This is a genomic window from Solibacillus sp. FSL R7-0668 (genome assembly GCF_038006205.1).
Taxonomy (GTDB): domain Bacteria; phylum Bacillota; class Bacilli; order Bacillales_A; family Planococcaceae; genus Solibacillus.
Genome location: NZ_JBBOUU010000001.1, coordinates 2,109,709 through 2,134,516 on the forward strand (window position 1 = coordinate 2,109,709; position 24,808 = coordinate 2,134,516).

General features: G+C 40.0%; 22 protein-coding genes and 1 pseudogene. 8 read left to right on the top strand and 15 right to left on the bottom strand.

Translation table 11 applies throughout. The features are described 5' to 3' along the window. Positions 1 to 104 precede the first annotated feature (104 nt). Positions 105 to 2,054: a helix-turn-helix domain-containing protein gene (locus MKX47_RS10220; RefSeq protein WP_340773692.1), complete on the top strand. Its 1,950-nt coding sequence runs from the start codon at positions 105 to 107 to the stop codon at positions 2,052 to 2,054. 45 nt (positions 2,055 to 2,099) lie between these two features. On the opposite strand, the gene leuD is transcribed toward MKX47_RS10220, so the two are convergent. The 12 genes from leuD to MKX47_RS10280 all read right to left on the bottom strand — a co-directional run bounded on the left by leuD (position 2,100) and on the right by MKX47_RS10280 (position 15,869). Then, entirely contained in the window at positions 2,100 to 2,690 is a 591-nt protein-coding gene (leuD, locus tag MKX47_RS10225) for a 3-isopropylmalate dehydratase small subunit (protein WP_340773694.1), read from the bottom strand. Positions 2,691 to 2,701: 11 nt separating this feature from the next. Next, a complete protein-coding gene (gene leuC, locus MKX47_RS10230; RefSeq protein WP_340773696.1) occupies positions 2,702 to 4,111 on the bottom strand; it encodes a 3-isopropylmalate dehydratase large subunit in 1,410 nt (469 codons plus the stop codon). 15 nt (positions 4,112 to 4,126) lie between these two features. Next, on the bottom strand, positions 4,127 to 5,227 hold the full coding sequence (leuB, locus tag MKX47_RS10235; RefSeq protein ID WP_340773698.1) for a 3-isopropylmalate dehydrogenase: 1,101 nt from the start codon (positions 5,225 to 5,227) through the stop codon (positions 4,127 to 4,129). 74 nt (positions 5,228 to 5,301) lie between these two features. Then, positions 5,302 to 6,846: a 2-isopropylmalate synthase gene (locus MKX47_RS10240; RefSeq protein WP_340773700.1), complete on the bottom strand. Its 1,545-nt coding sequence runs from the start codon at positions 6,844 to 6,846 to the stop codon at positions 5,302 to 5,304. Position 6,847: 1 nt separating this feature from the next. Further along, positions 6,848 to 7,861, bottom strand: a complete 1,014-nt coding sequence (ilvC, locus tag MKX47_RS10245) for a ketol-acid reductoisomerase (RefSeq protein ID WP_340773701.1) — start codon at positions 7,859 to 7,861, stop codon at positions 6,848 to 6,850. Positions 7,862 to 7,942: 81 nt separating this feature from the next. Then, a complete protein-coding gene (gene ilvN, locus MKX47_RS10250; RefSeq protein WP_340773703.1) occupies positions 7,943 to 8,458 on the bottom strand; it encodes an acetolactate synthase small subunit in 516 nt (171 codons plus the stop codon). Then, positions 8,455 to 10,197, bottom strand: coding sequence for a biosynthetic-type acetolactate synthase large subunit (gene ilvB / locus MKX47_RS10255; RefSeq protein ID WP_340773704.1), 1,743 nt, complete (start codon positions 10,195 to 10,197; stop codon positions 8,455 to 8,457). Before ilvB ends, ilvN begins: the two co-directional genes overlap by 4 nt. A gap of 449 nt (positions 10,198 to 10,646) precedes the next feature. Next, positions 10,647 to 12,317, bottom strand: a complete 1,671-nt coding sequence (ilvD, locus tag MKX47_RS10260; RefSeq protein ID WP_340773707.1) for a dihydroxy-acid dehydratase — start codon at positions 12,315 to 12,317, stop codon at positions 10,647 to 10,649. A 326-nt stretch (positions 12,318 to 12,643) separates the two neighbouring features. After that, positions 12,644 to 13,423, bottom strand: a complete 780-nt coding sequence (locus MKX47_RS10265; protein ID WP_340773709.1) for a D-arabinono-1,4-lactone oxidase — start codon at positions 13,421 to 13,423, stop codon at positions 12,644 to 12,646. 3 nt (positions 13,424 to 13,426) lie between these two features. Beyond that, positions 13,427 to 13,981: an FAD-binding protein gene (locus MKX47_RS10270; RefSeq protein WP_340773711.1), complete on the bottom strand. Its 555-nt coding sequence runs from the start codon at positions 13,979 to 13,981 to the stop codon at positions 13,427 to 13,429. Beyond that, the gene (locus MKX47_RS10275; protein ID WP_340773713.1) at positions 13,969 to 15,144 is read right to left on the bottom strand and encodes an alanine racemase; all 1,176 of its coding nucleotides are present in this window, start codon (positions 15,142 to 15,144) and stop codon (positions 13,969 to 13,971) included. The genes MKX47_RS10270 and MKX47_RS10275 overlap by 13 nt, the downstream gene beginning before the upstream one ends. Positions 15,145 to 15,293: 149 nt before the next feature. Then, positions 15,294 to 15,869 carry a DUF6434 domain-containing protein gene (locus MKX47_RS10280; RefSeq protein ID WP_340773717.1) on the bottom strand — a complete coding sequence of 192 codons (576 nt, stop codon included), beginning with the start codon at positions 15,867 to 15,869 and terminating at the stop codon, positions 15,294 to 15,296. 409 nt (positions 15,870 to 16,278) lie between these two features. Between MKX47_RS10280 and MKX47_RS10285 the strand changes: the two genes are divergently transcribed. Next, entirely contained in the window at positions 16,279 to 16,824 is a 546-nt protein-coding gene (locus MKX47_RS10285; protein ID WP_340773719.1) for a cysteine hydrolase family protein, read from the top strand. A 113-nt stretch (positions 16,825 to 16,937) separates the two neighbouring features. Next, entirely contained in the window at positions 16,938 to 17,195 is a 258-nt protein-coding gene (locus tag MKX47_RS10290; protein WP_340773721.1) for a GlsB/YeaQ/YmgE family stress response membrane protein, read from the top strand. A 75-nt stretch (positions 17,196 to 17,270) separates the two neighbouring features. Here MKX47_RS10290 and MKX47_RS10295 read toward each other — a convergent pair whose 3' ends face one another. The 3 genes from MKX47_RS10295 to MKX47_RS10305 all read right to left on the bottom strand — a co-directional run bounded on the left by MKX47_RS10295 (position 17,271) and on the right by MKX47_RS10305 (position 20,483). Then, positions 17,271 to 17,609, bottom strand: a complete 339-nt coding sequence (locus MKX47_RS10295) for a hypothetical protein (RefSeq protein WP_445683586.1) — start codon at positions 17,607 to 17,609, stop codon at positions 17,271 to 17,273. 106 nt (positions 17,610 to 17,715) lie between these two features. Next, positions 17,716 to 19,539: a reverse transcriptase domain-containing protein gene (locus tag MKX47_RS10300; RefSeq protein WP_340773723.1), complete on the bottom strand. Its 1,824-nt coding sequence runs from the start codon at positions 19,537 to 19,539 to the stop codon at positions 17,716 to 17,718. 584 nt (positions 19,540 to 20,123) lie between these two features. Then, entirely contained in the window at positions 20,124 to 20,483 is a 360-nt protein-coding gene (locus tag MKX47_RS10305; RefSeq protein ID WP_340773725.1) for a hypothetical protein, read from the bottom strand. A 140-nt stretch (positions 20,484 to 20,623) separates the two neighbouring features. On the opposite strand from MKX47_RS10305, the gene mscL reads away from it, so the two are divergent. The 5 genes and pseudogenes from mscL to MKX47_RS10330 all read left to right on the top strand — a co-directional run bounded on the left by mscL (position 20,624) and on the right by MKX47_RS10330 (position 24,718). After that, positions 20,624 to 21,022 (top strand): large conductance mechanosensitive channel protein MscL, encoded by a 399-nt coding sequence (gene mscL, locus MKX47_RS10310; RefSeq protein WP_340773727.1) that lies wholly within the window; start codon positions 20,624 to 20,626, stop codon positions 21,020 to 21,022. A gap of 338 nt (positions 21,023 to 21,360) precedes the next feature. Next, positions 21,361 to 22,501, top strand: a pseudogene (locus MKX47_RS10315) (betaine/proline/choline family ABC transporter ATP-binding protein). Next, positions 22,498 to 23,145 carry an ABC transporter permease gene (locus MKX47_RS10320; RefSeq protein ID WP_340773728.1) on the top strand — a complete coding sequence of 216 codons (648 nt, stop codon included), beginning with the start codon at positions 22,498 to 22,500 and terminating at the stop codon, positions 23,143 to 23,145. The pseudogene MKX47_RS10315 and the gene MKX47_RS10320 overlap by 4 nt, the downstream one beginning before the upstream one ends. Next, complete coding sequence (locus MKX47_RS10325) at positions 23,142 to 24,041, top strand: osmoprotectant ABC transporter substrate-binding protein (protein ID WP_340773730.1); 900 nt, start codon at positions 23,142 to 23,144, stop codon at positions 24,039 to 24,041. Before MKX47_RS10320 ends, MKX47_RS10325 begins: the two co-directional genes overlap by 4 nt. Then, positions 24,038 to 24,718 (top strand): ABC transporter permease, encoded by a 681-nt coding sequence (locus MKX47_RS10330; protein WP_445683587.1) that lies wholly within the window; start codon positions 24,038 to 24,040, stop codon positions 24,716 to 24,718. Before MKX47_RS10325 ends, MKX47_RS10330 begins: the two co-directional genes overlap by 4 nt. The last annotated feature ends 90 nt before the right edge of the window (positions 24,719 to 24,808 follow it).

Consider the following 24,808-nt stretch of genomic DNA (forward strand, 5'->3'; position numbering starts at 1 on the left):
ATTACGAAAAATAAGAGACATTTTCATTGGAACAAGTTACAATTTTATTAAAGGTCCATTGTATAAAGTTCTAAAAAACAAAGAATTTAAGGAGCGTGTCCACCTTGAGCGTACAAAGATACCATGTGATTGGACAGGAACATTGCACTTTTTACATATACAGCGCTACAAATGAGTGGTTTTTATTTAGTGGTATACCTACCACCATGAAGTCGCTTCCATCAAAATTTGTCCTTGACGAACAGACAGGCTTTTTTACGACTACATTTGAAACCACTATCCCTGAGCGCTATTTTGTGTATTGCCACATTGCACTAGACTTGCGCGGCTTTGATGTTGAAACCGTGCAACTTCAAGCCGAAAAAATCTTTTTCCAACAGCTATACACAAAGCAACAAGAACAGCAATTGGCGATTTCAGAAATTATGATTGCACTCAATTCCGACTTAAAAATCAAGCCGCTGCTACAAAAAATTATGGAATACTCACTAGAAGCCATCCCGTCAATTGACCGAGGATTTGTTATGCTATTTGACGAGAAGGAAAATCGTTTATTTACCGTTGCTAAAAAAGGTACGACTGATTCAATTTTTAACTACTCGCCTTCAAGTGGTGAAGGGATTGCGGGTTACACATTTCAAACTGGGGAATCAGGCATTTATGATATAAACGCAGCACAAAAAATTATGTGGAATATTTCACATCAAAATGCCCTTGCCCTTGAACATGCGTTAAGTGATAATGCATCAAAAAACCTCATCACGATGGCGGTACCCATTTTTTCAGACACTCGTAAATTCGGTATTATGATTGTTCATCAGTATTCAAATAAAATGCCTTTTCAGTTTCGCGATTTACAGCTTTTAAAAAGTTTCGCATCACAAGCGGCCGTAGCATTAAAAAATGCGGAAGCCTATGAGCAAATCGAACAGTTGAATCGTGATTATGAGCACAATAACACGATTCATCAGCTGTTTTTAGATCTCACATTGCATAATGCCAATGAATCGCTCATTTTAGAACAAACAATCGCTCTCTTACAGCGTGATATTCACTATGTAAACTTACTTAATCGCGATACGTTTCCATCTGATTATACAGTCAATCAATTAAAGTCGATTACTGAACCAAGCATCCATTTACTTCCGCAAAAGACATATGTTTATCCAGTTAAAAATGAACATCAAATTTTTGGTTTTCTATTATTTGAGACGGAGCACCCAATTGAAGCAGATGATAAACGAATTCTCGAAAACGCGAGTATTAGTTTGGCGTTAATGGCCATACAATTTCAAGTGAAAAGCCAAACGAGCTTCAAGGAACGTTTCGAATTATTTCAACACATTTTAGCAGGACAAGCACCCTTACTAGATCCTCGCTATGAGGATTTGCATTTAACTATCTATGTACCAACATTTTGCATCGTTATAAAAATTAGCAATTTTACGAACTGGCATGTTGTGCAATTTATTGAACACTTGACTCATTACTACCCGTCTCATCCTTTTATTTTTACACAGGCGGATCAAGTCGTTTGGGTTATTCAGGCTAACGAGGCTTTTCGAGAAAAATTACTTCAACAATTACCTACCCATTTAGAAGGCTGGGTACAATTCCATCAGCAGCCGATTATGATTGGTGTCGGTACAATTCAAGAAAACTTATTAAAAATCAGTACAAGCTTCAATGAAAGTGAACATGCTATTCGCCATCATCAAAAAACGGGTATAGGTATCTCGATTGTGCGTTACGAGGAAATCGGCATAAATCGCCTGTTTGGTAATCATGCGAGTGAAGATATTCAAAACTTTATAACCCAGGTGCTGGAGCCATTAATAAAGAAAAAAGATTCTGTCCTGCTTGATACACTGATTTGTTATGTAGAACATAATCGATCCATCTTAAAAACATCTGAAGCGCTGCATATTCACCAAAATACGCTCTATCATCGTTTGCAGCGTATCGAACAATTAACAAAACGTTCTTTAAATGAGCCCGATCAATTATTGGAGCTTACATTAGCACTGCATTTATTTCGGACATATGCACAATAAAAACACCACAAACGCTTATTATGGTGCGTTTGTGGTGTTTTATCGTTAATAAGCTACTCGATTTTTCTCATAAGCTGCGATTTGGTCTTCGTATTGGAAGGTTAACGAAATTTCATCCCAGCCGTTCAGTAGCATTTCTTTATAGTATGGATCAATTGTAAATGAATATGTTTTACCATAGTCCGTTGTAACGGTTTGTGCTTCTAAATTGACTTCGATTGCTTGTGCCTCGGCGATTCCTTTTTCAAGGAGCTCATCGCATTCTGCTTCGGTTAGCTTAATTGGTAAAATGCCGTTTTTGAAGCAGTTGTTATGGAAGATATCGGCAAAGCTTGGCGCGATGACAACACGGAAGCCATAATCTAAAATAGCCCATGGTGCATGTTCACGTGATGATCCACAGCCGAAATTATCTTGCGCAACTAAAATTTCTGCACCTTTATACGCGGGTTTATTTAATACGAAATCCTCAATTGGATTGCCGTTTGCATCAAAGCGCCAGTGATAAAATACGAATTGACCGAAGCCTGTACGCTCAATACGCTTTAAAAATTCTTTTGAAATAATTTGGTCTGTATCAACATTTTTGCGGTCTAGTGGCGCGTAAATGCTGTTGACAATATTAATTGGTTGCATACAATCTCTCCTTACGCCTCTTGCTTTTGTAGTTGACGAACGTCTACGAAACGACCATGAATTGCCGCGGCTGCAGCCATTGCTGGTGACACGAGATGCGTACGAGCACCTGCACCTTGACGTCCTTCAAAGTTACGGTTTGATGTTGATGCACAGCGCTCACCCGAAGGAATCACGTCTTCATTCATTCCTAAGCATGCCGAGCAACCTGATTCACGCCATTCAAAGCCTGCATCTAAGAAAATCTTATCTAAGCCTTCTTGTTCTGCTTGTTGTTTCGTTGACCAAGAGCCTGGTACAACAATCCCCTTTACGCCTGGTGCTAGCTTTTCACCTTTTACGATGTCTGCTGCCGCGCGTAAATCATTAATTCGTGAGTTTGTACAAGAACCGATAAAGACATGCTGAATTTCAATATCGGTAATTTTTTGACCTGGTTGTAAATCCATATAAGCCAGTGCTTTGTCTAATGCAGCACGGTCTGTTTCGTTATCATAATCAGCTGCTGTTGGCACAGATTTCGATACGCCAACGCCCATCGCTGGGTTTGTTCCCCAAGTAACGATTGGCTCGATTTCATCCGCTTCGATTTCAAGCACAACATCATAGGTTGCATCTGCATCTGAAGCGAGGCTTAGCCAGTATTTTGCTGCTTCCTCAAATTTTTCTCCTTGTGGTGCATGACGACGACCACGTAGGAATTCTACCGTTGTTTCGTCTGGTGAAATTAAACCAGCCTTTGCACCAGCCTCAATCGACATATTACAAATCGTCATACGCTCTTCCATTGAAAGCTTTTTAATTGCTTCTCCAGTGTACTCGACAATATGCCCTGTACCAACGCCGATGCCCCATTTCGCGATAATCGCTAAAATGATATCCTTTGCAGTTACGCCCACACCTAGCTCCCCATTGACACGGATTTCCATTGTTGGTGGCTTTAATTGCCAAAGCGTTTGTGTTGAAAGTACGTGCTCCACCTCTGATGTACCGATACCGAATGCGATTGCACCGAATGCACCATGTGTCGCTGTATGGGAGTCACCACACACGATTGTTTTACCAGGTTGTGTTAAACCAAGCTCTGGGCCAATGACGTGCACAATCCCTTGATCGGGGTGACCGATATCAGCAAGTTCAATCCCGAACTCTTTTGCGTTTTCAGCAAGTGTCATAATTTGCTTTTTCGCGATTGGGTCGTTAATTGTTGGTAAGTTTTTTGTTGGTACGTTGTGGTCCATTGTCGCAAAGCACAGGTCTGTACGACGCACTTTGCGGCCTGCTAAGCGTAGTCCCTCGAACGCTTGCGGGCTTGTTACTTCATGGATTAAGTGTAAATCGATGTACAGTAAATCTGGCTTGCCAGCTTCACGATGTACGACATGTTGTTCCCACACTTTTTCAATGATATTTTTCCCCATAGTATTCACCGTTCCTTAGTTATATGAAATCATTATGCTATCCGAAACGAAGCTTGCGTCAATTTCGTTTAGTACTTTTTCTGTCCATTCATTTGTTGAAAGTGCACGTGTATGTTCTTGTGCTAGGTCACCTGTGAAGTAGCCATCGTCGAATACTGCGGCAACTGCGCGTTCGATTTCTGCTGCTTCTTCTTTTAAGCCGAATGAGTATTGTAATAACATCGCCACTGAAAGAATTGTAGCGGCTGGGTTTGCAACACCTTGACCCGCAATTTCTGGTGCTGAACCGTGTACTGGTTCGTAAAGGCCGAAGTTATCGCCGCGAATAGACGCAGAAGGTAATACCCCTAAAGAGCCCGTAATAACAGAAGCTTCATCACTTAAAATGTCGCCAAATAAGTTTTCTGTCACGACGACATCATAGTGACCTGGATTTGTAATCAGCTTCATTGCCACTGAATCCACTAAGTTATGTTCTGTTTCTACATCTGGGTACTGCTTTTTCTTTTCTTCTACAATCTCACGCCATAAACGGGATGTATCGAGTACGTTTGCTTTGTCTACTGAGCAAAGTTTGCCACGACGTAAGCGAGCTAATTCGAAAGCATTGTCTACGATTCGCTCAATTTCCTCACGTGAATACACACATGTATCAATAGCACCTGCATCTGTTTTTTTACGTGGCTCCCCGAAGTAAAGCCCTCCTGTTAATTCGCGGACAATCATTAAGTCAACATTTTCCGCAACTTCACGTTTTAATGGAGAAGACGCAAGTAAACTTGGGAATGCTTTTACAGGACGTAAATTGGCAAATAAATCGAAGTGCTTACGAATTTTTAACAAACCTTTTTCTGGACGCAATTCAGGTGGATTATTATCCCATTTCGGACCGCCAACTGCACCTAATAAAATGGCATCGCTCGCCTCACATTTTGCAATGGTTTCATCTGGTAGTGGGTTGTTATATTGATCGATTGCTGCCCCGCCAATTGCCGCATAGTCTAATTGAAACGTATGATTGAAACGCTTCCCGATTACTTGTAATACTTTTACCGCACTTGCAACAACTTCTGGACCAATGCCATCACCTGGTAGTACTGTAATTTTCTTTTCCATTTGAAAAACACCTTTCTTTCGACGTGAAATTACTTGTAGTTGAAGCACCACCAAAATTGATGGTGCTTATTTATTTATTGCATTACAGCTTGCTCTTCCCGAACATACTGTTGGATTAAATGGCGATTGATCGCGTTTAGGTAGGCTTTTGCTGACGCTTCTAATACGTCTTGTGCGGAGTCGCGACCTGTTGATGTGTAGCCATTATATTTTAAGTTAATAACAGCTTCACCTAATGCGTCGCGTCCCTTGCCTACTGATTTTACGCGGTAATCTAAAATATTTACTGTACCATTGACAAGCTGCTCTAATGTGTTGAAGATCGCTTCTACTGAACCAGAGCCTGTAGCGGCAAGTGTTTTAACATCTCCTTCTGGCGTAACAACAGATGCTGTCGCTGTAGGGATATTTTCTGTACCGTATTGTACTTGCACCGATTTTAATTCGAATAGTGGCACATTTTCAAATGACACTTGTTGCTCGGTTAAAATCGTTGTTAAGTCTTCTTCGGTAACTTCTTTTTTGCGATCCGCTAGTTTTTTGAACTCGGCGAATGCTTTATTTAGTTTTTCGTCTGATAGCTGGAAGCCCATTGTTTCCGCACGATCACGGAATGCTGCACGACCAGAGTGTTTGCCTAAAACTAATGGTACTTCATCTTCCCCAACAAGTGCTGGTGAAATAATTTCGTACGTTTCAGGATTTTTTAGAACGCCATCTTGGTGAATGCCTGATTCATGCGCGAATGCATTTTTCCCAACAACCGCTTTGTTTGGTTGAATCACTACATTCGTCAAACGGCTTACCATTTGTGAAGTACGTTTAATTTCTTTTAAATTCAGACCCGTTTCGACACCGTAGAAGTCTTTACGAATATGAAGTGCGACACCGATTTCTTCTAATGCGGCATTACCAGCACGTTCACCAATACCGTTAATGGTACACTCTACTTGGTCTGCACCGTTTTGCACGGCTGCAATTGAATTCGCTACCGCCATTCCTAAATCGTCATGACAGTGAGCGGAGAATTTAATGTTTTCTGAACCGATGACATTTTCACGTAAATAACGGAATAATGCCCCATATTCTTCTGGTGACGCATAACCAACTGTATCTGGAATGTTGATCGTTGTTGCTCCTGCTTTAATCACTTCTTGGCAAATACGTACTAAAAATTCCTTGTCAGAACGGAACGCATCCTCCGCAGAAAATTCCACTAATGAGAATTTCTCTTTTGCGTATTTTACTGCTGTGACAGCTTGTTCTACGACTTCATCTGGATTTTTCTTTAGCTTGTATTCCATGTGGATTGGGCTTGTAGCGATGAATGTATGTACATGAGGTTGCTCCGCATGCTTAATCGCTTCCCAAACCGCATCGATATCACTTTTAACTGCGCGAGCTAAGCCTGTTACGATCGAATTCTTCACCGTTTTGGCAATTAATGATACCGCCTCTAAGTCACCAGGAGATGAGGCAGGGAATCCCGCCTCAATAATTGTGACACCTAAACGCTCTAGCTGCTTTGCGATTTCTAGCTTTTCAGCTGTATTTAAGTTAATGCCAGCCGATTGCTCCCCATCGCGCAATGTTGTATCAAAAATGTCAATTTTTCGCATATTATTTCACTGTAACCTTTGTTTTGCCTTGGTTGATGAATGGCATCATCGCACGTAATTTTGCGCCTACTTCTTCGATTTGGTGGTTTGCACCAGCTTCTTTGAATTTCGTGTACTCTGGGCGACCTGTTTCGTTTTCTTCGATCCAACGTTTCGCGAATGTACCGTCTTGGATGTCCGTTAATACGTCTTTCATACGTGCTTTTACTGAAGCGTCGATGATACGTGGACCAGATACATAGTCTCCCCACTCAGCTGTGTCTGAGATTGAGTAACGCATAGTCGCCATACCGCCTTCGAACATTAAGTCAACGATTAATTTAAGCTCGTGTAATGTTTCGAAGTACGCTAATTCTGGTTGGTAACCCGCTTCTACTAATGTTTCGAAACCTGCTTTTACTAATTCCGTTGTACCACCGCAAAGTACTGCTTGCTCACCGAAAAGGTCTGTTACTGTTTCTTCTGCGAATGTTGTTTCAAGTAAGCCACCACGAGCTGAACCAATCCCTTTACCGTAAGCAAGTGCTAAGTCACGCGCTTGGCCTGTTGCATCTTGATGAATTGCGAATAAACCAGGAACGCCAGCACCTTCAGTGAATTGACGACGAACTAAGTGACCAGGACCTTTTGGCGCAACTAAGAATACGTCTACGTCTGCTGGTGGTTGGATTTGACCGAAATGTACATTGAAGCCGTGCGCGAACATTAATGCTTTACCAGCTGTTAAGTGTGGCGCGATTTCTGCTTCGTAAACTGCTTTTTGACGCTCATCTGGAAGTAAGATTTGGATTACATCCGCTTCAGCTGCTGCTTCCGCTACTGTTTTTACTTCTACGCCATCTTCTTTTGCAGCGTCATAAGATTTACCTGGGCGGATACCTACTACTACATCAAAACCTGATTCTTTTAAGTTAAGCGCATGTGCATGGCCTTGTGAACCATAGCCGATGATCGCGATTTTTTTACCTTTTAATACTTGTTCGTTGATTTCGTTTTCATAATACATTTTTGACATTTTCATTTCCTCCAATAAGTTAAGTAATATATTTTTGAAATACGGGCATTGGATGACATCCTCCGCCCCGTATGGAAAACCTTATTTTAAAATGGATAACTGTGGACCCTCTACCTTTTGAGCTTCACGGATGGCAGCTGTAGCACCTGTACGTGTTAATTCTTTAATGCCATATGGGCGAATTAACTCAATGAATGCGTCGATTTTTTCGGGATGCCCTACTACTTCATACGTGACAACATTTTTCGAAGTGTCGACTACTTGTGGTCTGAATGGCTCCACGATGGCATTCATTTCTAAGCGTAAATTGGGTGGTGATACAACTTTGATTAAAGCGAGTTCACGTAAAACAATCGCTTTTTCCGTAATATCATTGACCTTTAATACATCAATTTGTTTGGACAACTGTTTAATCAGCTGTTCAATTTTTGTTTCATCCTCTACATTTACGATGAAAGTCATTTTGGAAGAGTTCATTTGCTCTGTATGACCTACTGTAATTGATTCGATATTGAATTGACGCTTCATTAATAAACCAGTCACACGGTTTAAAACACCACTTTGATTAATTACGGTTACAGTGATAACACGTTTCATGGTTTTTTCACTCCAATCATTTCATGTAATCCTTTACCAGGCGCTACCATTGGGTATACACTCACTAACTGCTTCACGCGGCAGTCAATGACAACTGGCTCATCTGAATTGATGGCTTCTGCAAACATCGCTTCTGCTTCAGATAACTTTTCGATGCGAATACCTTTAATACCGTACGCATCTGCTAATTTTACAAAGTCAGGCTGAATCGGCATTAAGCTTTGAGAATAGCGCTCGTCGTAGAATGTTTCCTGCCATTGACGTACCATGCCTAGACAGCTGTTATTTAAAATAACGACCTTAACTGGTAAGTTGAATTCTTTTAATAACGCAAGCTCTTGGTTCGTCATTTGGAAACCAGCATCCCCTACGATTGAAATTACTTTCTTATCTGGTTTCGCGAATTGTGCGCCAATCGCTGCTGGGAAGCCGAAGCCCATTGTTCCAAGACCACCTGATGTTACCCAGCCATGTGGATTGTTTAGACGGTAGTATTGCGCTGCCCACATTTGATGTTGCCCTACGTCTGTTGTCACGACTGCTTCTCCATCTGTTATACGGTGAATAATTTCCATCGCCTGCTGTGGTAAAATTTCTTCCCCAGCATCCTCATACCATAATGGATATTTTTCACGACTTTCGTTTAAATATTGAATCCAAGCCGATGTGTCAGCTACTTGGAAATCCTTCTTTAGTAAGGCAAATAGGGCTTCTTTTGCGTCCGCTACGATTGGAATATCCGTTGGAACGTTTTTGCCGATTTCAGCTGGATCGATATCGATATGAACGATTGTCGCGTTTGGTGCAAATGTTGCTAAATTCCCTGTTAAGCGGTCATCAAAGCGAGCGCCAATATTAATAAGTAAGTCACATTTTGTAATGGCATCGTTTGCTGTTGCATAGCCATGCATCCCCGCCATTCCGTAGAACTGTTTATGATCTCCGTGGATGCTACCAAGTCCTAGTAATGTGTTAACTACCGGTAAATTGTATTTTTCGATAAATTCAGTCAATTGTTCACGTGCATCGGCAAATAAAACACCCGCACCAGCAAGTACTAATGGTTTTTTCGCTAAAGTTAACGCTTGGATGGCCTTTTGAATTTGTAAATAGTTTGGCTTTGTTGTTGGCTGATAACCTGGTAAATAAATCTCTTCAGGTGCTTGAATTTCATCTTGGAACACCGTTTGTGAAATATTTTTGGGGAAGTCAATGACAACTGGCCCTTTACGACCTGTATTAGCAATATGGAACGCTTCTTTTACGATGCGCGGAATATCGCGTACATCTTGCACTTGGTAGTTATGCTTTGTAATTGGCGTTGTAATCCCCATAATATCGGCTTCTTGGAAAGCATCTGTACCGATAACAGAAGTCGCTACCTGACCCGTAAACACGACAAGTGGAATCGAATCAATCATCGCATCAGCAATCCCTGTTACTAAGTTTGTCGCACCAGGACCTGATGTCGCGATAACAACGCCCGGTTTATTCATCACTCGCGCATAGCCTTCTGCTGCGTGAATCGCGCCTTGCTCATGTCGCGTTAAAATATGGCGAATTGGATTGCGGTAAATCGCATCATAAATTTGTAACACAGCTCCACCTGGATAACCGAAAATGATATCTACATCTTGATCGTGTAGCGCCTGCACTAAAATATCAGCACCATCACGCGGTTTTTTGATTTCTTCTGCTTGTGGCTGGGTTTCTTGATTTTCTGAAACATTTGCACTCATGTAAAATTCTCCTTCCTTCATTAAAAAATGTATTATCATTGGAATTTTAGATAAAAAGAAAAAGCCTTTTCTCCGCACGCAAAAGAACACCTCTTACGTAGGGATGAAAAAGACTTTCCATGGTACCACCCTTGTTTATAGCTTTGAGAAAATAGGTACTTTTAATAAAAGCAACCAATTCCACTTTGCTACCTCGCGAATCATGTGGATCGCAGAGTTCCAGCTTTCATATGAGAAAACTGTGCAACTAAACTCCTGCGCACGATTCATTAATAACGAGCACTTCGATTATGCCCGGAGCTATCTAATGGCGAATTGCGTTTAATAGCTCACTCCGAGGGGATGTCGGATACAGTTGTATCGCCGGCTTCCACCACTACCGGCTCTCTGGTAAATACAAAGCTCTGTAACCTTTAACCTCATCAACGTTTTGACGATTAAATTTTTCGTTAGATTTTCATGACGCCGCCTTTTGAAGCATTCGTTACTAACGCTGAATAACGAGCTAACCAGCCGCGTTTAATTTTTGGTTCAAACGGTTGTAAACTTTCACGACGTTTTGCTAATTCTTCATCGGAAACATTTAAATTAATTGTACGACTTGGTAGATCAATTTCGATTGTATCTCCATTATTCACTAAAGCGATTGGACCGCCTTCAGCTGCTTCTGGAGAAATATGACCGATTGAAATACCACGTGATGCACCGGAGAAACGTCCATCTGTAATTAATGCAACTTTTGTACCGAGCCCGCGACCTTGAATCGCTGACGTTGGTGCAAGCATTTCAGGCATTCCAGGACCACCTTTTGGCCCTTCATAGCGGATGACAACAACATGCCCTTCACGAACAATACCTTCATCAATTGCCTGTTGTGCTTCCTCTTGTGAGTTGAAGACGATTGCTTCACCTACGAACTTCTTAATCGAAGGATCCACTGCACCGACTTTAATAACGGAGCCTTCTGGTGCGATGTTACCGAATAATACCGATAAACCACCAACCGGGCTATATGGGTTATCCTTTGTGCGAATGACTTTGTCGTTTGAAATTTCATAATCTTTGACAAGTTCACGCATTGTCACACCTGCAACGGTAGGACGGTCTGGATGAATCGCCCCCGGTATTTTTGTTAATTCATTAATAATCGCTTGCACACCACCTGCTTTTGCAATGTCATCCATCGAAATATCCGATGCTGGCATAATTTTCGCTAAATACGGTACGCGCTCTGCTACTTTATTAATATCTTCAATGTTATAATCGATTTCCGCTTCATTTGCGATGGCTAATGTATGAAGTACAGTGTTTGTAGAGCCACCCATTGCCATATCAAGCGCAAAAGCATCATCAATTGCTTCTTTTGTTACGATGTCGCGTGGTTTTACGTCTTCTTTAATCATGCGCACCAAATGTTTTGCTGCTTCGTAGATTAATTCTTTACGTTTTTCACTCGTTGCGACGATTGTGCCGTTACCTGGTAATGCTAAGCCTAACATTTCCATTAAACAGTTCATCGAGTTCGCTGTGAACATCCCTGAGCATGAACCACATGTTGGGCATGCGTTGTTTTCGATATCTAGCAATTCCTCTGCCGTCATCGTGCCAGCTTTATGTGCGCCGACGCCTTCAAAAACACTTGTTAATGAAAGTGTTTTACCTGATGCCGATGTACCTGCCTCCATAGGGCCACCAGATACAAAGACAGATGGAACGTTTGTGCGAACCGCTGCCATTAACATCCCTGGTGTGATTTTGTCACAGTTTGGAATGTAGAACACCCCATCGAACCAGTGTGCGTTAATAACGGTTTCAGCTGAATCAGCGATAATTTCTCGTGATGGTAATGAATAGCGCATCCCAATGTGACCCATTGCAATGCCATCATCTACACCGATTGTATTGAATTCGAATGGAATCCCACCCGCTTCTATAATGGCTTCCTTGACAACGTCCGCAAACTCGCGTAAGTGAACATGTCCCGGAATAATATCAATGTAAGAGTTACAAACACCGATAAAAGGCTTCTCCAAATCTCTCGCCTTTACTTTTCCAGTAGCATATAAAAGACTACGGTGTGGAGCTCGGTCAACTCCAAGTTTAATCATGTCACTTCTCATTTTAAACGCCCCTCAACGTATTGCATTTACTCTCGATGTATGATCTATCTTATACATATTTCGACGATTCTCGAAATATTCAAACTTCTTATTTCGTAAGCGTCGAATCCTACCTCGCTATAAACTGACATCACTGTGAAGTTTTACGAAGCGGTGTACTAAATTGTTGTTATCATAGTACGAATTTGCCTATGGCGTCAATACTATTTTTTGAATTTTTTATACAATTCAAAAAGTTCACAAACATTGGAATCGCTTTCATCCTCATTGTTGCATGCTTTTTCTCTCCTGGTACTATTTTTTGATAATTTGAATTTTTAAATAATTTATTTATTAATTTGATATTCTCCAAAGATATTGCGGAAATAATGCGTTAAAAAAACATCATTCGGATCTTGCTGTTTCCGAATTTCATTAAATGTTTGTGCATTACTATAGTAAAAATCAATATTATCTTTATGATAACGATTTTGTTTACCCCAATGTGGACGTCCGTTATATTTTTGCATCGTCTCATGAACCCAATCAAAATACGGCCCCTCATTCATGCCTTTATACATATGGAATGCGATAAACGCGCTTTCCTGTCCCTGAGTCGGACTTAAGTAGCCGGCTTCTCCTGCTGTTGTACGGATTTCGATAGGGAAATGAACATCAAACTGCTGCTTGTTAAACATAGCATGCACTTCCTCCAAGCAGGCTTCTACCTGTGACAAGGGGATGGCATATTCGGTTTCAACAAACTTCACACTACGCGGAGATGGATAAATTTCATGGCTTTTCCCCGTGCGTTCTTCTCCACCGACTACCTTTGACGCCAGTTTACTCACCGTTAAGCTTGCTTTTGGCATATACTTACAAAGCTCCGAGGCGATATAAAACACACCATTTTCCAATGCTTGCACCTTAATTTGATCCACAAATTTTTCGAACTTTGGTTGATCTACCGGTGCAACGGCCTGCATCTTTTTTACTTGAATGTGTTCACTTCCAGGGAAATAAAACCACTCGACATTCCGGTAATCTCGAATCGTTTGCTGTAGCAGAGAAACTTCGCTATAAAAATTGCTGCGCTCAGACGTATAAGCCAAACTATAGAGCGGCACAACCTATAATGTTACTTTTACTAGAATACCGAGCATCCCAACCGAAACATGTAAGCTTTCCGATAATGCATCCTCGCCTCGCTCATGCTCGATATAATCGCCTTCCCCATTGACAAAGCCCCAGCTTGTCACCATAGAAGAAAAGGACCCAAATTCAATGCCTGTCCCATGTGTACCTGTTGAGATCGCGCCGGCAAGTGTCTGCTGCTGAATATCGCCCATGTTGCTAAGTGCAAAGCCGTGCTGCGCTAACATCGAGCCCACTTCATATAAATAGGTCCCCGCCCAAAATGTAGCGGTTTGCTGTTCTTGATCCACTGATATTAAGCCGCGCATATGATGTAGTGATAGCGCTGATTGCTCCGGTAAAGCAACGGGACTAAATGAATGTGCAGCACCTGTCACACGAATCGTTCGTTTTAGTAACGCGTGCTCCTTAACAATTTGGGCTACTTCCTCGATTGTATGTGGTGCATAATACATGCTTGGATACGATACATAGCTCTCAGACCAGTTCGTCCACTTTTGACCATTCTTCCATTTATTTAAAGAAAACATTGTCCTTCCCCCCGATATGTTTTGAGTGGTCCTTTGTACTTACCACCTTCAATTGTATGTAGCACATGGAATCGCTCACCTAGTTCTCCAGCTTTTGCATGACGCATATAAATCGTATCCCCAATTGATACCGTACCCTGCTTGACCAAGATAGGTGTTTGTACTTCCCCTGCGCCTTCTAATGGAAGAAGTGCAAATCGATTCGGCTCTAAAAAGGTCGGTAAGCGGTCTACTCCCGCCGCCCCGGACGCACTATAGCCTCCACCATGACAGACAACGATGTCATCCGAAAATTGGCGTGTCACACGTAGCGCAAAGCCGACAGCAGGTGTTAAATGTAGACTTTCGTAATGGTCGAATAATGCCGGGGCAAAAAATGCGGAGCCAACTGTAATTTCTGTTACATCCGGTTGTTGCGCACACCAACTCATGCTGCCAGAGCCCCCCGCATTCACAAACGCCAAGTCATACATGCTTTTGACATGTGCAACAGAAAACTGACGTAGCGCTGTAATCTTCTGTAAAGACTGCTTTTTCAATGTGCGAATAAGTGCGCCCTTTGCTCCAAAATAATTTTTAGTCTGATCGGCAACCCCAGCAATTTGGGCATCATACGCCATGACCGCCGTGATTTGTATGTAGGGAAATGTTTTGAGCTGCTGTAATAACGCATCTAATTTTGCATAACTGGTAATCGGAGAACGTTTGGAGCCAAAATATAATACTTTAAAATCCGTCGAAACATTAATATCGATACAAACTTGCAGTGTAATATTTAAATTACGGGCAATGGCATTTAATAACGCCGCCTGGTCTACATGGTCAACCATAAATGTAAGCGACTTTCCTTTTTTCACCCATTGTGCCAACTGGCTTATCGCATGCTGTTCATAAACGGGATAGCCAATCAATAAATTGTCGAGCCCATTATCAAATAAAAACAATGATTCACTCGCAGTAAATGTCATAAAGCCTGCAAAATGATTGAGGCGCTTTGCAATATACTCAAGCGCGGGCACGGAACGAATCGATTTGGTTGCAATGCGTACTTGCTTGTCCCCACAGCTTTTATTGACGTACGCAATATTGCGATTGAGCGCATCTAAATCAAGCCACGCAAACGGGTGCTCTATATTTTGAAATGCATCATGATATCGCTGCATTCAGTTCCCTCCTTTAATCGTTTAATATAGGAAATTTCGCTATGAATCTCAAATTTCCTTTATGTATGGGAAATGTTTTATGCTTTCAACGTTATTCTTTGTGAAAATACCTCTATAAAATAGGATCGATAAGATTGTTCACTCCCTCATTAATCGGCATCGTTAACGCGATATTTATTGCTGCCAGGACGTTTCTTGATGTCATTCCAAGCAGCTATTGCTTCCTCACGACTTTTTCCTTGATTATTTGAATCGGCATAAAAGTCACGAATAAATTGATTGTATTCAAATTGTGGGGCAATACTATATTTATACGAGGGATCTTTTTTTCTTGTCTCTTCTTCGTGCCATGCCATCACAGCATCTTGGTAGGTCTTTCCAATATTAGCTTTAAAGTAGTTTTGAATGTAAGTAGAAAAGTGGAATTTCGGAATTACGCTCTTAAAAAACGCTCTTACCTGCTGGCTACAGCGATGGTTTTCCGTTATGACGGTTTCAAGACTTAAAGCTACTTGTGGCTCTTCCTTTTTCTTTAATTTAGATTTTCTAATCGGAACTTTGATTTCTCCTGTTAGAAGAAATGTTACAACTCTATTGGAAATTTCTATTTTGGAACCAGAAGCACTTATGCCATTTTCTCTACAAAAAGATTGCAATTCTTCTTTTAACCAATAATATTCTCTAAAGCTTTCTGCACTGATTTGTTTTGTTAGATTGGGTCTCATCCGCATTACCTCCAAATATAGTTTTCCACATTATAGAACAAACGTTCTCAATTGGCAAATAAATCCTGCACACAATGTTTCTCCACAACGTGTTTCCTACCAAAATAAAAACCTAGCAACAATCTGCTAGGTTCATTAGTTAACAAATTTAGTGTACAAATAAAAACTCCAATGCAAAATTTAACACGATTAAAGTGTGAATTCCTACAAACAATAGACCTTGACGATTTAGTTTTTTCATTAATGCCATATCCATTCACATCACCTCATTTAGTTGTGTTACGAATTACTATACACTAGCCGCGCCCAAAAATCAAAACTTTCTGAATATTTTGCTAACTTTTTTTACTAAACATAATTTATACTAACATGGCATAATAGAAGGACAAACTTATGGGAGGTTTTTAAAATGAGTAACAAAGCGCTAATAGTCGTTGATTATACGTATGATTTCGTCGCATCAGATGGAAAATTAACTTGTGGTGCACCTGGGCAAGCAATCGAAAAAAAAATCGCTTCATTAATTGAACAATTCGTTCAAGAAAAACACTATGTCTTTTTCGCTAACGATTTGCATCAAGAAAATGATCCGTTTCATCCCGAGACGAAGCTTTTTCCACCCCACAATATTGAAGGAACGCACGGACGTGAGCTATTTGGTGCCGTAAAAGACATGTATGAAAAATACCAAAACGACGTCATTTCATTCGATAAAACTCGTTACAGTGCATTTGCAGGTACAAATTTAGATATTTTACTACGTGCGCGACAAGTCAATGAAGTCGTAATCGTCGGCGTTTGTACCGATATTTGTGTACTCCATACAGCAGTGGACAGCTATAACTTAGGCTACAACATTACTGTTTATAAAGATGCTGTCGCTAGCTTCAATGATATTGGACATAAATGGGCACTTAGTCATTTTGAATCATCTTTAGGCGCAACTATCATATAAAACATGAACTAACAATATTATTTTAATAAAAACAGGTTTAATCCTTTGGCATATTGGAAATAATTAATTAGATGCAATTATCTTTTATATTATTTCAAAGGAGTGAAGTAAAAATGATCAGTTTCATTTGGTTCTTAATCATCGGAGGAATTCTTGGGTGGTTAGCAGGTGTTATTTTAGGTAAAGACGTTCCGGGCGGGATTATCGGAAATATCGTTGCAGGTATTATTGGTTCTTGGATTGGTAGTATGGTTTTAGGTAACTGGGGTTGGAAAGTATCGGACTTCTATGTTTTCCCAGCATTAATCGGAGCCATCGTATTAATTTTCATCGTAAGCTTTATTATGAAATCGATGCGTAAAGCAACATAATCTTAATCTTGATGAAGAATGGGAATGTCTCGGATGTACTTCCGAGACATTCCCTTTTTGGGTAGCATTGCGAAATTAATCGTTTAGTGCAATTAATTTTAATTGGTCACCGTAATCTTTATATTGGTTGTAAAAATGTAAAATATCCTGCACATATTCGTCGCTGTGGTTGTATTGGTATATTGCCTTTTTGAATTGACCATCCTTCACCCCAGCAATCGATAAAAATTTGGCTGCACTAAAAACGGCATCCTCAATATCGAACGGATCAGCTACTCCATCACCATTTGCATCTACCCCGTAGCCTCCGTATTTTTTTATAATGGCGGGGTTTGTTTTATCCTTATCTGGAATATCACCCTGGCCTAGTCCCTTACATGACGGGTGCTGCCAGCCAACAAATGTACAGGGCATGAAGTAGAGTAAGAACCCAGCGCCTTGGCATATTTCTATGCTAGGTTTCCAAGAACTCCTCCCCGAACCGTACGTACACCTCTCAGCGTATACGGCTCTCCACCTATCAGTCTAATTTACCGTTGTGTAAGTCAACGTGGCATTTCTTGCATAGTGCCATCGTCTTACGGTTTCTTTCAATCATACGCTTTTCCCATCGTTTTTTGCCCTCGAGGTCTTTTAACTTCTTAATATGATGAATTTCTAAATCCACATTTGTGGCATGGCACCATTCACATTCCTTTGCTACAAGTCTTTCAATAAGCCCTGTTCGGTTGTAAATAATGTTTCTTGTCTTAGAAATAACATCAACATCGGCATATGAAGATGGTAATAGTTTCTTTTTGAATCCATCTTTGTAGAAGAAAGCGATTTTACTGCCGTTGGCAGTTTCATATCTAACCGCAAAATCTCCGTTAATACTGTATTTTCTATGGATTTTTCTAACGCTTGATTTATATTTGTTTGCGAATGTTTTATACATGCTATATTCCATAATGAATTTAAAGCCATCTAGTTTATAGACATTGTTCGCTAACTTGTAATAATTATATAAACCTCTAATTTCCGCATTGTAAATCATCAATATTTCAAGGTCATCGTTTTGCAGAAGATGCGCTCGATGCGTGGACTTCCATTTTTGTGTCTTTTGATCTATTTCTAACGCTTTATATTCGATTAATTTATTTCGCCATACTTCATGTGGCAAAAGAAGTTCACAGCTCATTGTACGTGTTCTTTGTTTATGTCCACTTGCTGTATACTTTGTCGTTTTATTATCATGACTGATTTTAATATCATATCCAAGAAATCTTGCTCTTTTACTTGAATGCGTAATGAGCGTCTTTTCTTGTGATAATTCAATTTTCAGTTCTTCACTTAGGAAAGTGCTGATGTCATGTTTTATTTGCTGACAATCTTCTTTACTACCGATTACACCGATTATGAAATCATCGGCATATCGCACATATTGTATTCGTTTGTAGTTTTCATCCATTGGGTCTTTATAGGGCAATTCCATCATGTGATTTTTCAACTCGTCCAAGTGTTGAAGTGCTTGTTCCTTTTCTTCCTCGTTCATTTCTTCCCATTTTTCCTTATATCTAGCATTAGCTCTGTATAATCTGGCTTCTCTTGTGCGGTATTCCGTTAAGCGTTTTCTCCCTTTACCTCTATCAAACTTTTCTTTATAAGCTAGTACAAAGTTATCTAATTCATTTAGATATATATTTGAGAGAATCGGGCTAATGATGCCGCCTTGTGGTGTACCACTGTACGTTTTGTGATATTGCCAGTCCTCTAGAAAACCCGCTTTCAGGAATTTCCAAATTAAATCGATGAATTTTTCATCGTTAATTCTTCTTTTAAGGATTTCTATTAGTTTGTGATGATTAATGTTATCAAAGAAACCTTTAATATCACCTTCCACAAACCATTTAGCGCCAGTAAATCTGTCTTTTACTTGCATGAGTGCAGTATGACAGCTTTTTTCCGGTCTGAAACCATGGGAATGGTTCGAGAAAGTTTTTTCATACATTGCTTCCAGTAGTGTTCTTACAACTTCTTGAACTAATTTATCTTCGAAAGATGGTATACCTAATGGTCTTTTACCACCGTTCTTTTTTGGAATGTAAACCCTTTTGGACGGTTTTGGTTGATAACTACAATCTTTTAGACTTTCAATTAATCTTTCAATGCGTTCTAGACTCATACCATCAATAGTTTGTCCGTCGACACCTTGTGTCATATTGCCTTCTTTCGCGTAAATCTTTGCGTAAGCCATTAAATAGAATTCCACGTTATACAGATTTCGATAGATTCGTTCGAATTTGTAATCTTCGCGCGTTGATTGTTTTGTTAGAATGTCTAACACAGTGTTTGGACTTCTCATAGAGCCTCACGCTCCTTTCCAATTTTAGTTAGACGAGATAAGCTGTTCCCCTTCGCCATGTAGTGGGCTTTCCCCACCTCGGACTACTACGGGAACTCCGTTACCATATCAGATATTCAGATACATATTTATCATAGCTCTTATACATAAGCGTTCTGACGTAGGTAATCACCATTTAGCACATATAAGAACAAGCACGATGTAATGTCGGATATGACGTTCGCCCTTTACCATTTATTATAGTTGGTCAGCGATAGACTACGCACTTTTGACATGCAGTTAATCAAAGTGTATCCAGAGATGGTCTCCAATTCCCCATTCTGTTTCGCTGTATGACGTAAATAATCATCTTCCGTCATAGGTGGGACAATAACCCCCTCGGACTGTCATTCAGGCAGTTTAGCTTTTATCCTCGTTTACATCTTTTCATTTTGCTATTCAGTCGTATCGTGATGATTCGATAACTCATAGCTTTCCCAACATGCTACACTCCCCGATATTTGGTTTCCCTCACGGATAAGTTGGGTAATGATAGGCATTGTAGTCTCGCCTACTCCTTGCTAATGGAGATTTCTTATATGACCTTATGGTCGCACTTGAAGATGTCCTTCTGCCCCAACTGGTGAGACGAGTGTTTTCATGGTAGAAAAGCGGGTTTCTACACGGTGATGTGCAGCCAGCAATGTCCAAGGCACTCCATATTTTTCTTCCGCTGCTACATAGATCGGAATGTATTCAATCGGAATGGCTAAATCGAACTGCTCTTGAATTTGCTGATACACCGATTTTTCAGCGAACTGCTCCATAAATGGCAGTTCTCGAATTTGCTGCCAACTAAAATAGGCAAATATGTAGACTGTTAAAGCAATGGGGATTAATAATACGATTAAAAAAAGCTTTACATTCGGTGATATTATTGGTTTTTTCTTTTTGTTTTTTGCCATATACGCCACCAATCTTAATTCTTGTTGAGATTCTCCTATCCATTATAATGGAAATGAATACTAGATTCCTAGTTGAAAATATTAATAACAATCGGTACAATAGGAAATCGCAATACTATCTATTCTAAGGAGCTGTTTTTATGTGGAAAGACTTTAAAGCATTCGCAATGAAAGGGAACGTAATAGATTTAGCCGTAGCGGTCGTTATCGGTGCTGCATTTGGTAAAATCGTTACGTCATTAGTAGAAAATATCATTATGCCATTAGTTGGGATTCTAACAGGTGGGATTGACTTAACAGAGAAATGGAAATTTGGTTCAGCTGAGGGTGATGCACAGGTAGCGCTTGGTGTATTCGTCCAATCGATTATTGACTTCCTCATCATTGCCTTTGCGATCTTTATGGCATTACGTTTAATTTCAAAATTAAATCGTAAAAAAGAAGAAGCTGTTGTTGAAGAACCAACACCAGAATTAGATGCCAAGGAAGAATTATTAAAAGAAATTCGCGATATACTCAAGAAAGAACAAGCTGAATAATCCTAAAAAATGCTATTTTACACGGGGTAAAATAGCATTTTTTATTTGTAATAATAAATTTATTGGAAACTAATTTATCATTAAGATTATTGTAATTCAAGCAACCTAACGCTCTTAATTACTCCATTTTTTCACATATTCACAGTCTTTTTTAACCATCATTCGCGAAGCAAAAAAATAAAATATACACACGGAATTTGACTGATAAAAGTCAAAATAGGACTAAATAATTGATAATTCCCTGAGATTTGGGGTATGATTAAAAGGTGCTTTACTATTTTAGTAAAATACGTATTCGATTTTTATGTAACGTAATTTGAAACAAGGAGATGAAAAATATGCTACATATCGAAAAATTAAGGAAAGTTTATCGTGGCGGAAAAATTGCAGTTGATAATTTGACGCTGGATATTCAAAAAGGTGAATTTATTGCCTTTATTGGTACGAGTGGTAGTGGTAAGACAACTGCACTTCGCATGCTGAATCGTATGGTCGAGCCTACAAGTGGCACCGTGACCATCAACGGAAAAGATATAATGAAAATGAATCCAGTCACACTTAGGCGTAGTATTGGCTATGTCATTCAACAAATCGGTTTAATGCCGCATATGACCATACGAGACAATATCACGCTCGTTCCTCGTTTACTTCAATGGCCAAAGGAAAAATCCGAAGCCACTGCAAAACACTTAATCTCATTAGTCAACTTGCCAGAATCCTATTTAGATTACTATCCTACTCAATTATCTGGTGGTCAACAGCAACGGATCGGTGTCATCCGAGCATTAGCTGCTGAACAGGATATCATCTTGATGGACGAGCCTTTTGGTGCGCTCGATCCCATTACACGCGATACTTTACAAGATCTCATAAAAGAGTTGCAAAAGGACTTAAACAAAACCATCATTTTTGTAACACATGATATGGACGAGGCAATCAAATTAGCCGATAAAATTGCGATTATGCATGATGGCAAGCTTATTCAATTTGATACGCCAGACAATATTTTGTCTAACCCTGTCAATGATTTCGTAAAAGAATTTATCGGCTCACATCGACTAATCCAACAAAAACCCAATTTTAAAACCGTTGATGAAGTAATGATTAAACCCATTTCAATTACGCTTGAACGCAGTTTAGATGAGGCCATTCGATTAATGGTGAAATCACGCGTCGATACATTATTTGTAACAGATGGCGACAATCGTTTACTCGGTTATTTAAATGTTGAAAGCTTAACAGGTGAAGCACGCTCGAAAAAAAAGCGTAGCAGAAGTGTATATTAAAGACATTGTTTACATGAAAACGGGCTCAAAATTACAAGATTCCGTCCGCCGTATTTTAAACCGTAATTTAAATAATATTCCCGTAGTCGACCATCAAAATCATTTAATTGGGCTCATTACGCGCGCAAACATCGTAGATATCGTCTATGAAACAATTTGGGGCGATGATGAACAGGAGTTGACAAACTCATGATCAGCTTTTTCACAGATAACATGGCGGATATTTTATTAAAAACATGGGAACATCTTTATATTTCTTTCATTGCCTTATTGTTAGGAACACTTATTGCCGTCCCTATAGGTATCTTTTTATCGAAAACAAAAAAGATTGCTAAAATTGTGCTCACGATTACGAGCACGCTACAAACTGTCCCTTCCCTCGCCTTGCTTGCAATAATGATTCCGTTTTTAGGCGTAGGGAAAATACCTGCAATAATTGCCCTTTGTATTTATTCCCTTCTTCCCATTTTAAATAATACCTATACGGGCATGCAGTCAGTGAATGAAAACGTCAAAGCTGCTGGTCGTGCAATGGGCATGACACCGTTCCAGTCACTTCGTATGATTGAGCTACCACTTGCAATGCCAATCATTATGTCAGGGATTCGACTATCTGCGGTGTATGTCATTTCATGGGCAACACTCGCTTCCTATATTGGCGCTGGTGGTTTAGGTGACTTTATCTTTAATGGTTTAAATTTATTCAAACTTGAACTTATTGTAGGTGGTGCGATTGTCGTTACGATATTAGCGCTCTTTACAGACTTCTTGCTAAGCCGCATTGAGCGTGTGATGATACCAAAAGGGCTTCGCATCCAAGGAGGTCGTACATCATGAAAAAACTCTTCCTTCTTTTAATCATGTCGGTAATGCTAAGCGCATGTAATGAGCAGGATAATAGTACGATTCGTGTCGGTTCTATGGTGACAACAGAAAGCCAAATATTAGCTCATATGATCAAAGATATGATTGAATATTACACCGATGAAGAGGTTGAACTTATTAATAATCTTGGATCGTCCATTGTTCTCCATCAAGCGATGCTAAGTGGCGACGCGAATATATCAGCAGTTCGCTATACTGGAACCGATTTAATGGGTGCCCTTAAGCAGGAGCCTACGAGCGATCCAGAAGAAGCGTTAGAAATTGTGCAAAGACTTTTCCAAGAACAATACAATATGACCTTTATGGATTCTTATGGTTTCAATAATACGTATGCCTTTATGGTGACACGCGAAACGGCTGAAAAATATCAGCTGAAAACAGTGAGTGATTTTAAAGCAGTCGCACAGGATTTAGCTGTCGGTGTTGATACGTCTTGGATGAATCGTGAAGGCGATGGCTATAAAGCATTTAGTGAGACGTATGACTTGGAATTTGGACGTGTTTTCCCTATGCAAATCGGCCTTGTTTATGATGCCGTTGAGCAAGGTGAGCTTGATGCTGTTCTAGGTTACACAACGGATGGACGAATCGCCTCTTATGATTTAGTCATTTTAGAGGACGATCTTCAATTTTTCCCACCCTATGATGCATCACCCTTTGCAAACACCGATTTATTAGAGAAAAAGCCCGAAGTGAAAAAAGTATTAGAGCTTCTAGTTGGGAAAATTTCCACAGCAGAAATGCAGCGATTAAATTTCTTGGCGGATAATAACTTAATCGAACCCGCAATCGTCGCTGAAAAGTTTTTAATTGAGCATAATTACTTCTCTGGAGGTGACACGCCATGACGGATATGACCAAGCTTTCGGTTGTCGAGCAATTTTTCTTTTATATAGGTGAAAATGGGTCGTACATCTTTTCACAATTTTTAAGCCACTTTTTAATTTCGATTTATGGCGTTTTACTCGCCTCGATTGTTGGGATTCCGATTGGGATTCTCATTTCTAAAATGCCCCGCTTCTCTGGGCCAATCATTACGCTGGCGAATATTATTCAAACAATACCCGCCCTTGCATTAATGGCGATGATTATGCTTGTTTTAGGACTCGGAAAAACGACCGTCATCGTGACCGTTTTCTTTTATTCGTTATTACCGATTATTAAAAATACACATGTTGGTATTACAACGATTAATCGTAGTTTAACGGATGCAGGACGTGGGATGGGCATGACGAAACTTCAAGTACTGTATATGGTGGAAATTCCACTAAGCCTATCTGTCGTCATTACCGGTATACGTATCGCGTTAGTTGTAGCGATTGGGATCGTCGCAATTGGTGCCTTTATCGGTGCTGGTGGTTTGGGCGATATTATCATTCGTGGGACAAATGCCACAAACGGAACAGCCATCATTTTAGCAGGCGCGATTCCAACTGCCCTTATGGCGATTTTGGCAGATGTCTTGCTCTTATGGTTGGAGCGACGTCTTGATCCAACGAAACGAAATAAAATAAAAACGATTTAAGCCCTATCGTTTAGGCATCTTCTATTTTATATGGAAGATGCCTTTTTTGTTTCATTCGTGTCTATTATCTAGCCTCCATCGCTATGTTGG

What these genes read in the sequence shown, in the direction of transcription:
- leuC (WP_340773696.1), bottom strand. Translation starts at nt 4,111, where the DNA reads ATGGGGAAAAATATCATTGAAAAAGTGTGGGAACAACATGTCGTACAT.
- MKX47_RS10240 (WP_340773700.1), bottom strand. Translation starts at nt 6,846, where the DNA reads ATGCGAAAAATTGACATTTTTGATACAACATTGCGCGATGGGGAGCAA.
- MKX47_RS10325 (WP_340773730.1), top strand. Translation starts at nt 23,142, where the DNA reads ATGAAAAAACTCTTCCTTCTTTTAATCATGTCGGTAATGCTAAGCGCA.
- ilvD (WP_340773707.1), bottom strand. Translation starts at nt 12,317, where the DNA reads ATGAGAAGTGACATGATTAAACTTGGAGTTGACCGAGCTCCACACCGT.
- MKX47_RS10320 (WP_340773728.1), top strand. Translation starts at nt 22,498, where the DNA reads ATGATCAGCTTTTTCACAGATAACATGGCGGATATTTTATTAAAAACA.
- MKX47_RS10270 (WP_340773711.1), bottom strand. Translation starts at nt 13,981, where the DNA reads ATGTTTTCTTTAAATAAATGGAAGAATGGTCAAAAGTGGACGAACTGG.
- MKX47_RS10285 (WP_340773719.1), top strand. Translation starts at nt 16,279, where the DNA reads ATGAGTAACAAAGCGCTAATAGTCGTTGATTATACGTATGATTTCGTC.
- MKX47_RS10275 (WP_340773713.1), bottom strand. Translation starts at nt 15,144, where the DNA reads ATGCAGCGATATCATGATGCATTTCAAAATATAGAGCACCCGTTTGCG.
- leuB (WP_340773698.1), bottom strand. Translation starts at nt 5,227, where the DNA reads ATGGAAAAGAAAATTACAGTACTACCAGGTGATGGCATTGGTCCAGAA.
- ilvN (WP_340773703.1), bottom strand. Translation starts at nt 8,458, where the DNA reads ATGAAACGTGTTATCACTGTAACCGTAATTAATCAAAGTGGTGTTTTA.
- MKX47_RS10300 (WP_340773723.1), bottom strand. Translation starts at nt 19,539, where the DNA reads ATGAGAAGTCCAAACACTGTGTTAGACATTCTAACAAAACAATCAACG.
- leuD (WP_340773694.1), bottom strand. Translation starts at nt 2,690, where the DNA reads ATGCAACCAATTAATATTGTCAACAGCATTTACGCGCCACTAGACCGC.
- MKX47_RS10290 (WP_340773721.1), top strand. Translation starts at nt 16,938, where the DNA reads ATGATCAGTTTCATTTGGTTCTTAATCATCGGAGGAATTCTTGGGTGG.
- MKX47_RS10330 (WP_445683587.1), top strand. Translation starts at nt 24,038, where the DNA reads ATGACGGATATGACCAAGCTTTCGGTTGTCGAGCAATTTTTCTTTTAT.
- ilvC (WP_340773701.1), bottom strand. Translation starts at nt 7,861, where the DNA reads ATGTCAAAAATGTATTATGAAAACGAAATCAACGAACAAGTATTAAAA.
- ilvB (WP_340773704.1), bottom strand. Translation starts at nt 10,197, where the DNA reads ATGAGTGCAAATGTTTCAGAAAATCAAGAAACCCAGCCACAAGCAGAA.
- MKX47_RS10280 (WP_340773717.1), bottom strand. Translation starts at nt 15,869, where the DNA reads ATGAGACCCAATCTAACAAAACAAATCAGTGCAGAAAGCTTTAGAGAA.
- MKX47_RS10295 (WP_445683586.1), bottom strand. Translation starts at nt 17,609, where the DNA reads ATGCCCTGTACATTTGTTGGCTGGCAGCACCCGTCATGTAAGGGACTA.
- mscL (WP_340773727.1), top strand. Translation starts at nt 20,624, where the DNA reads ATGTGGAAAGACTTTAAAGCATTCGCAATGAAAGGGAACGTAATAGAT.
- MKX47_RS10305 (WP_340773725.1), bottom strand. Translation starts at nt 20,483, where the DNA reads ATGGCAAAAAACAAAAAGAAAAAACCAATAATATCACCGAATGTAAAG.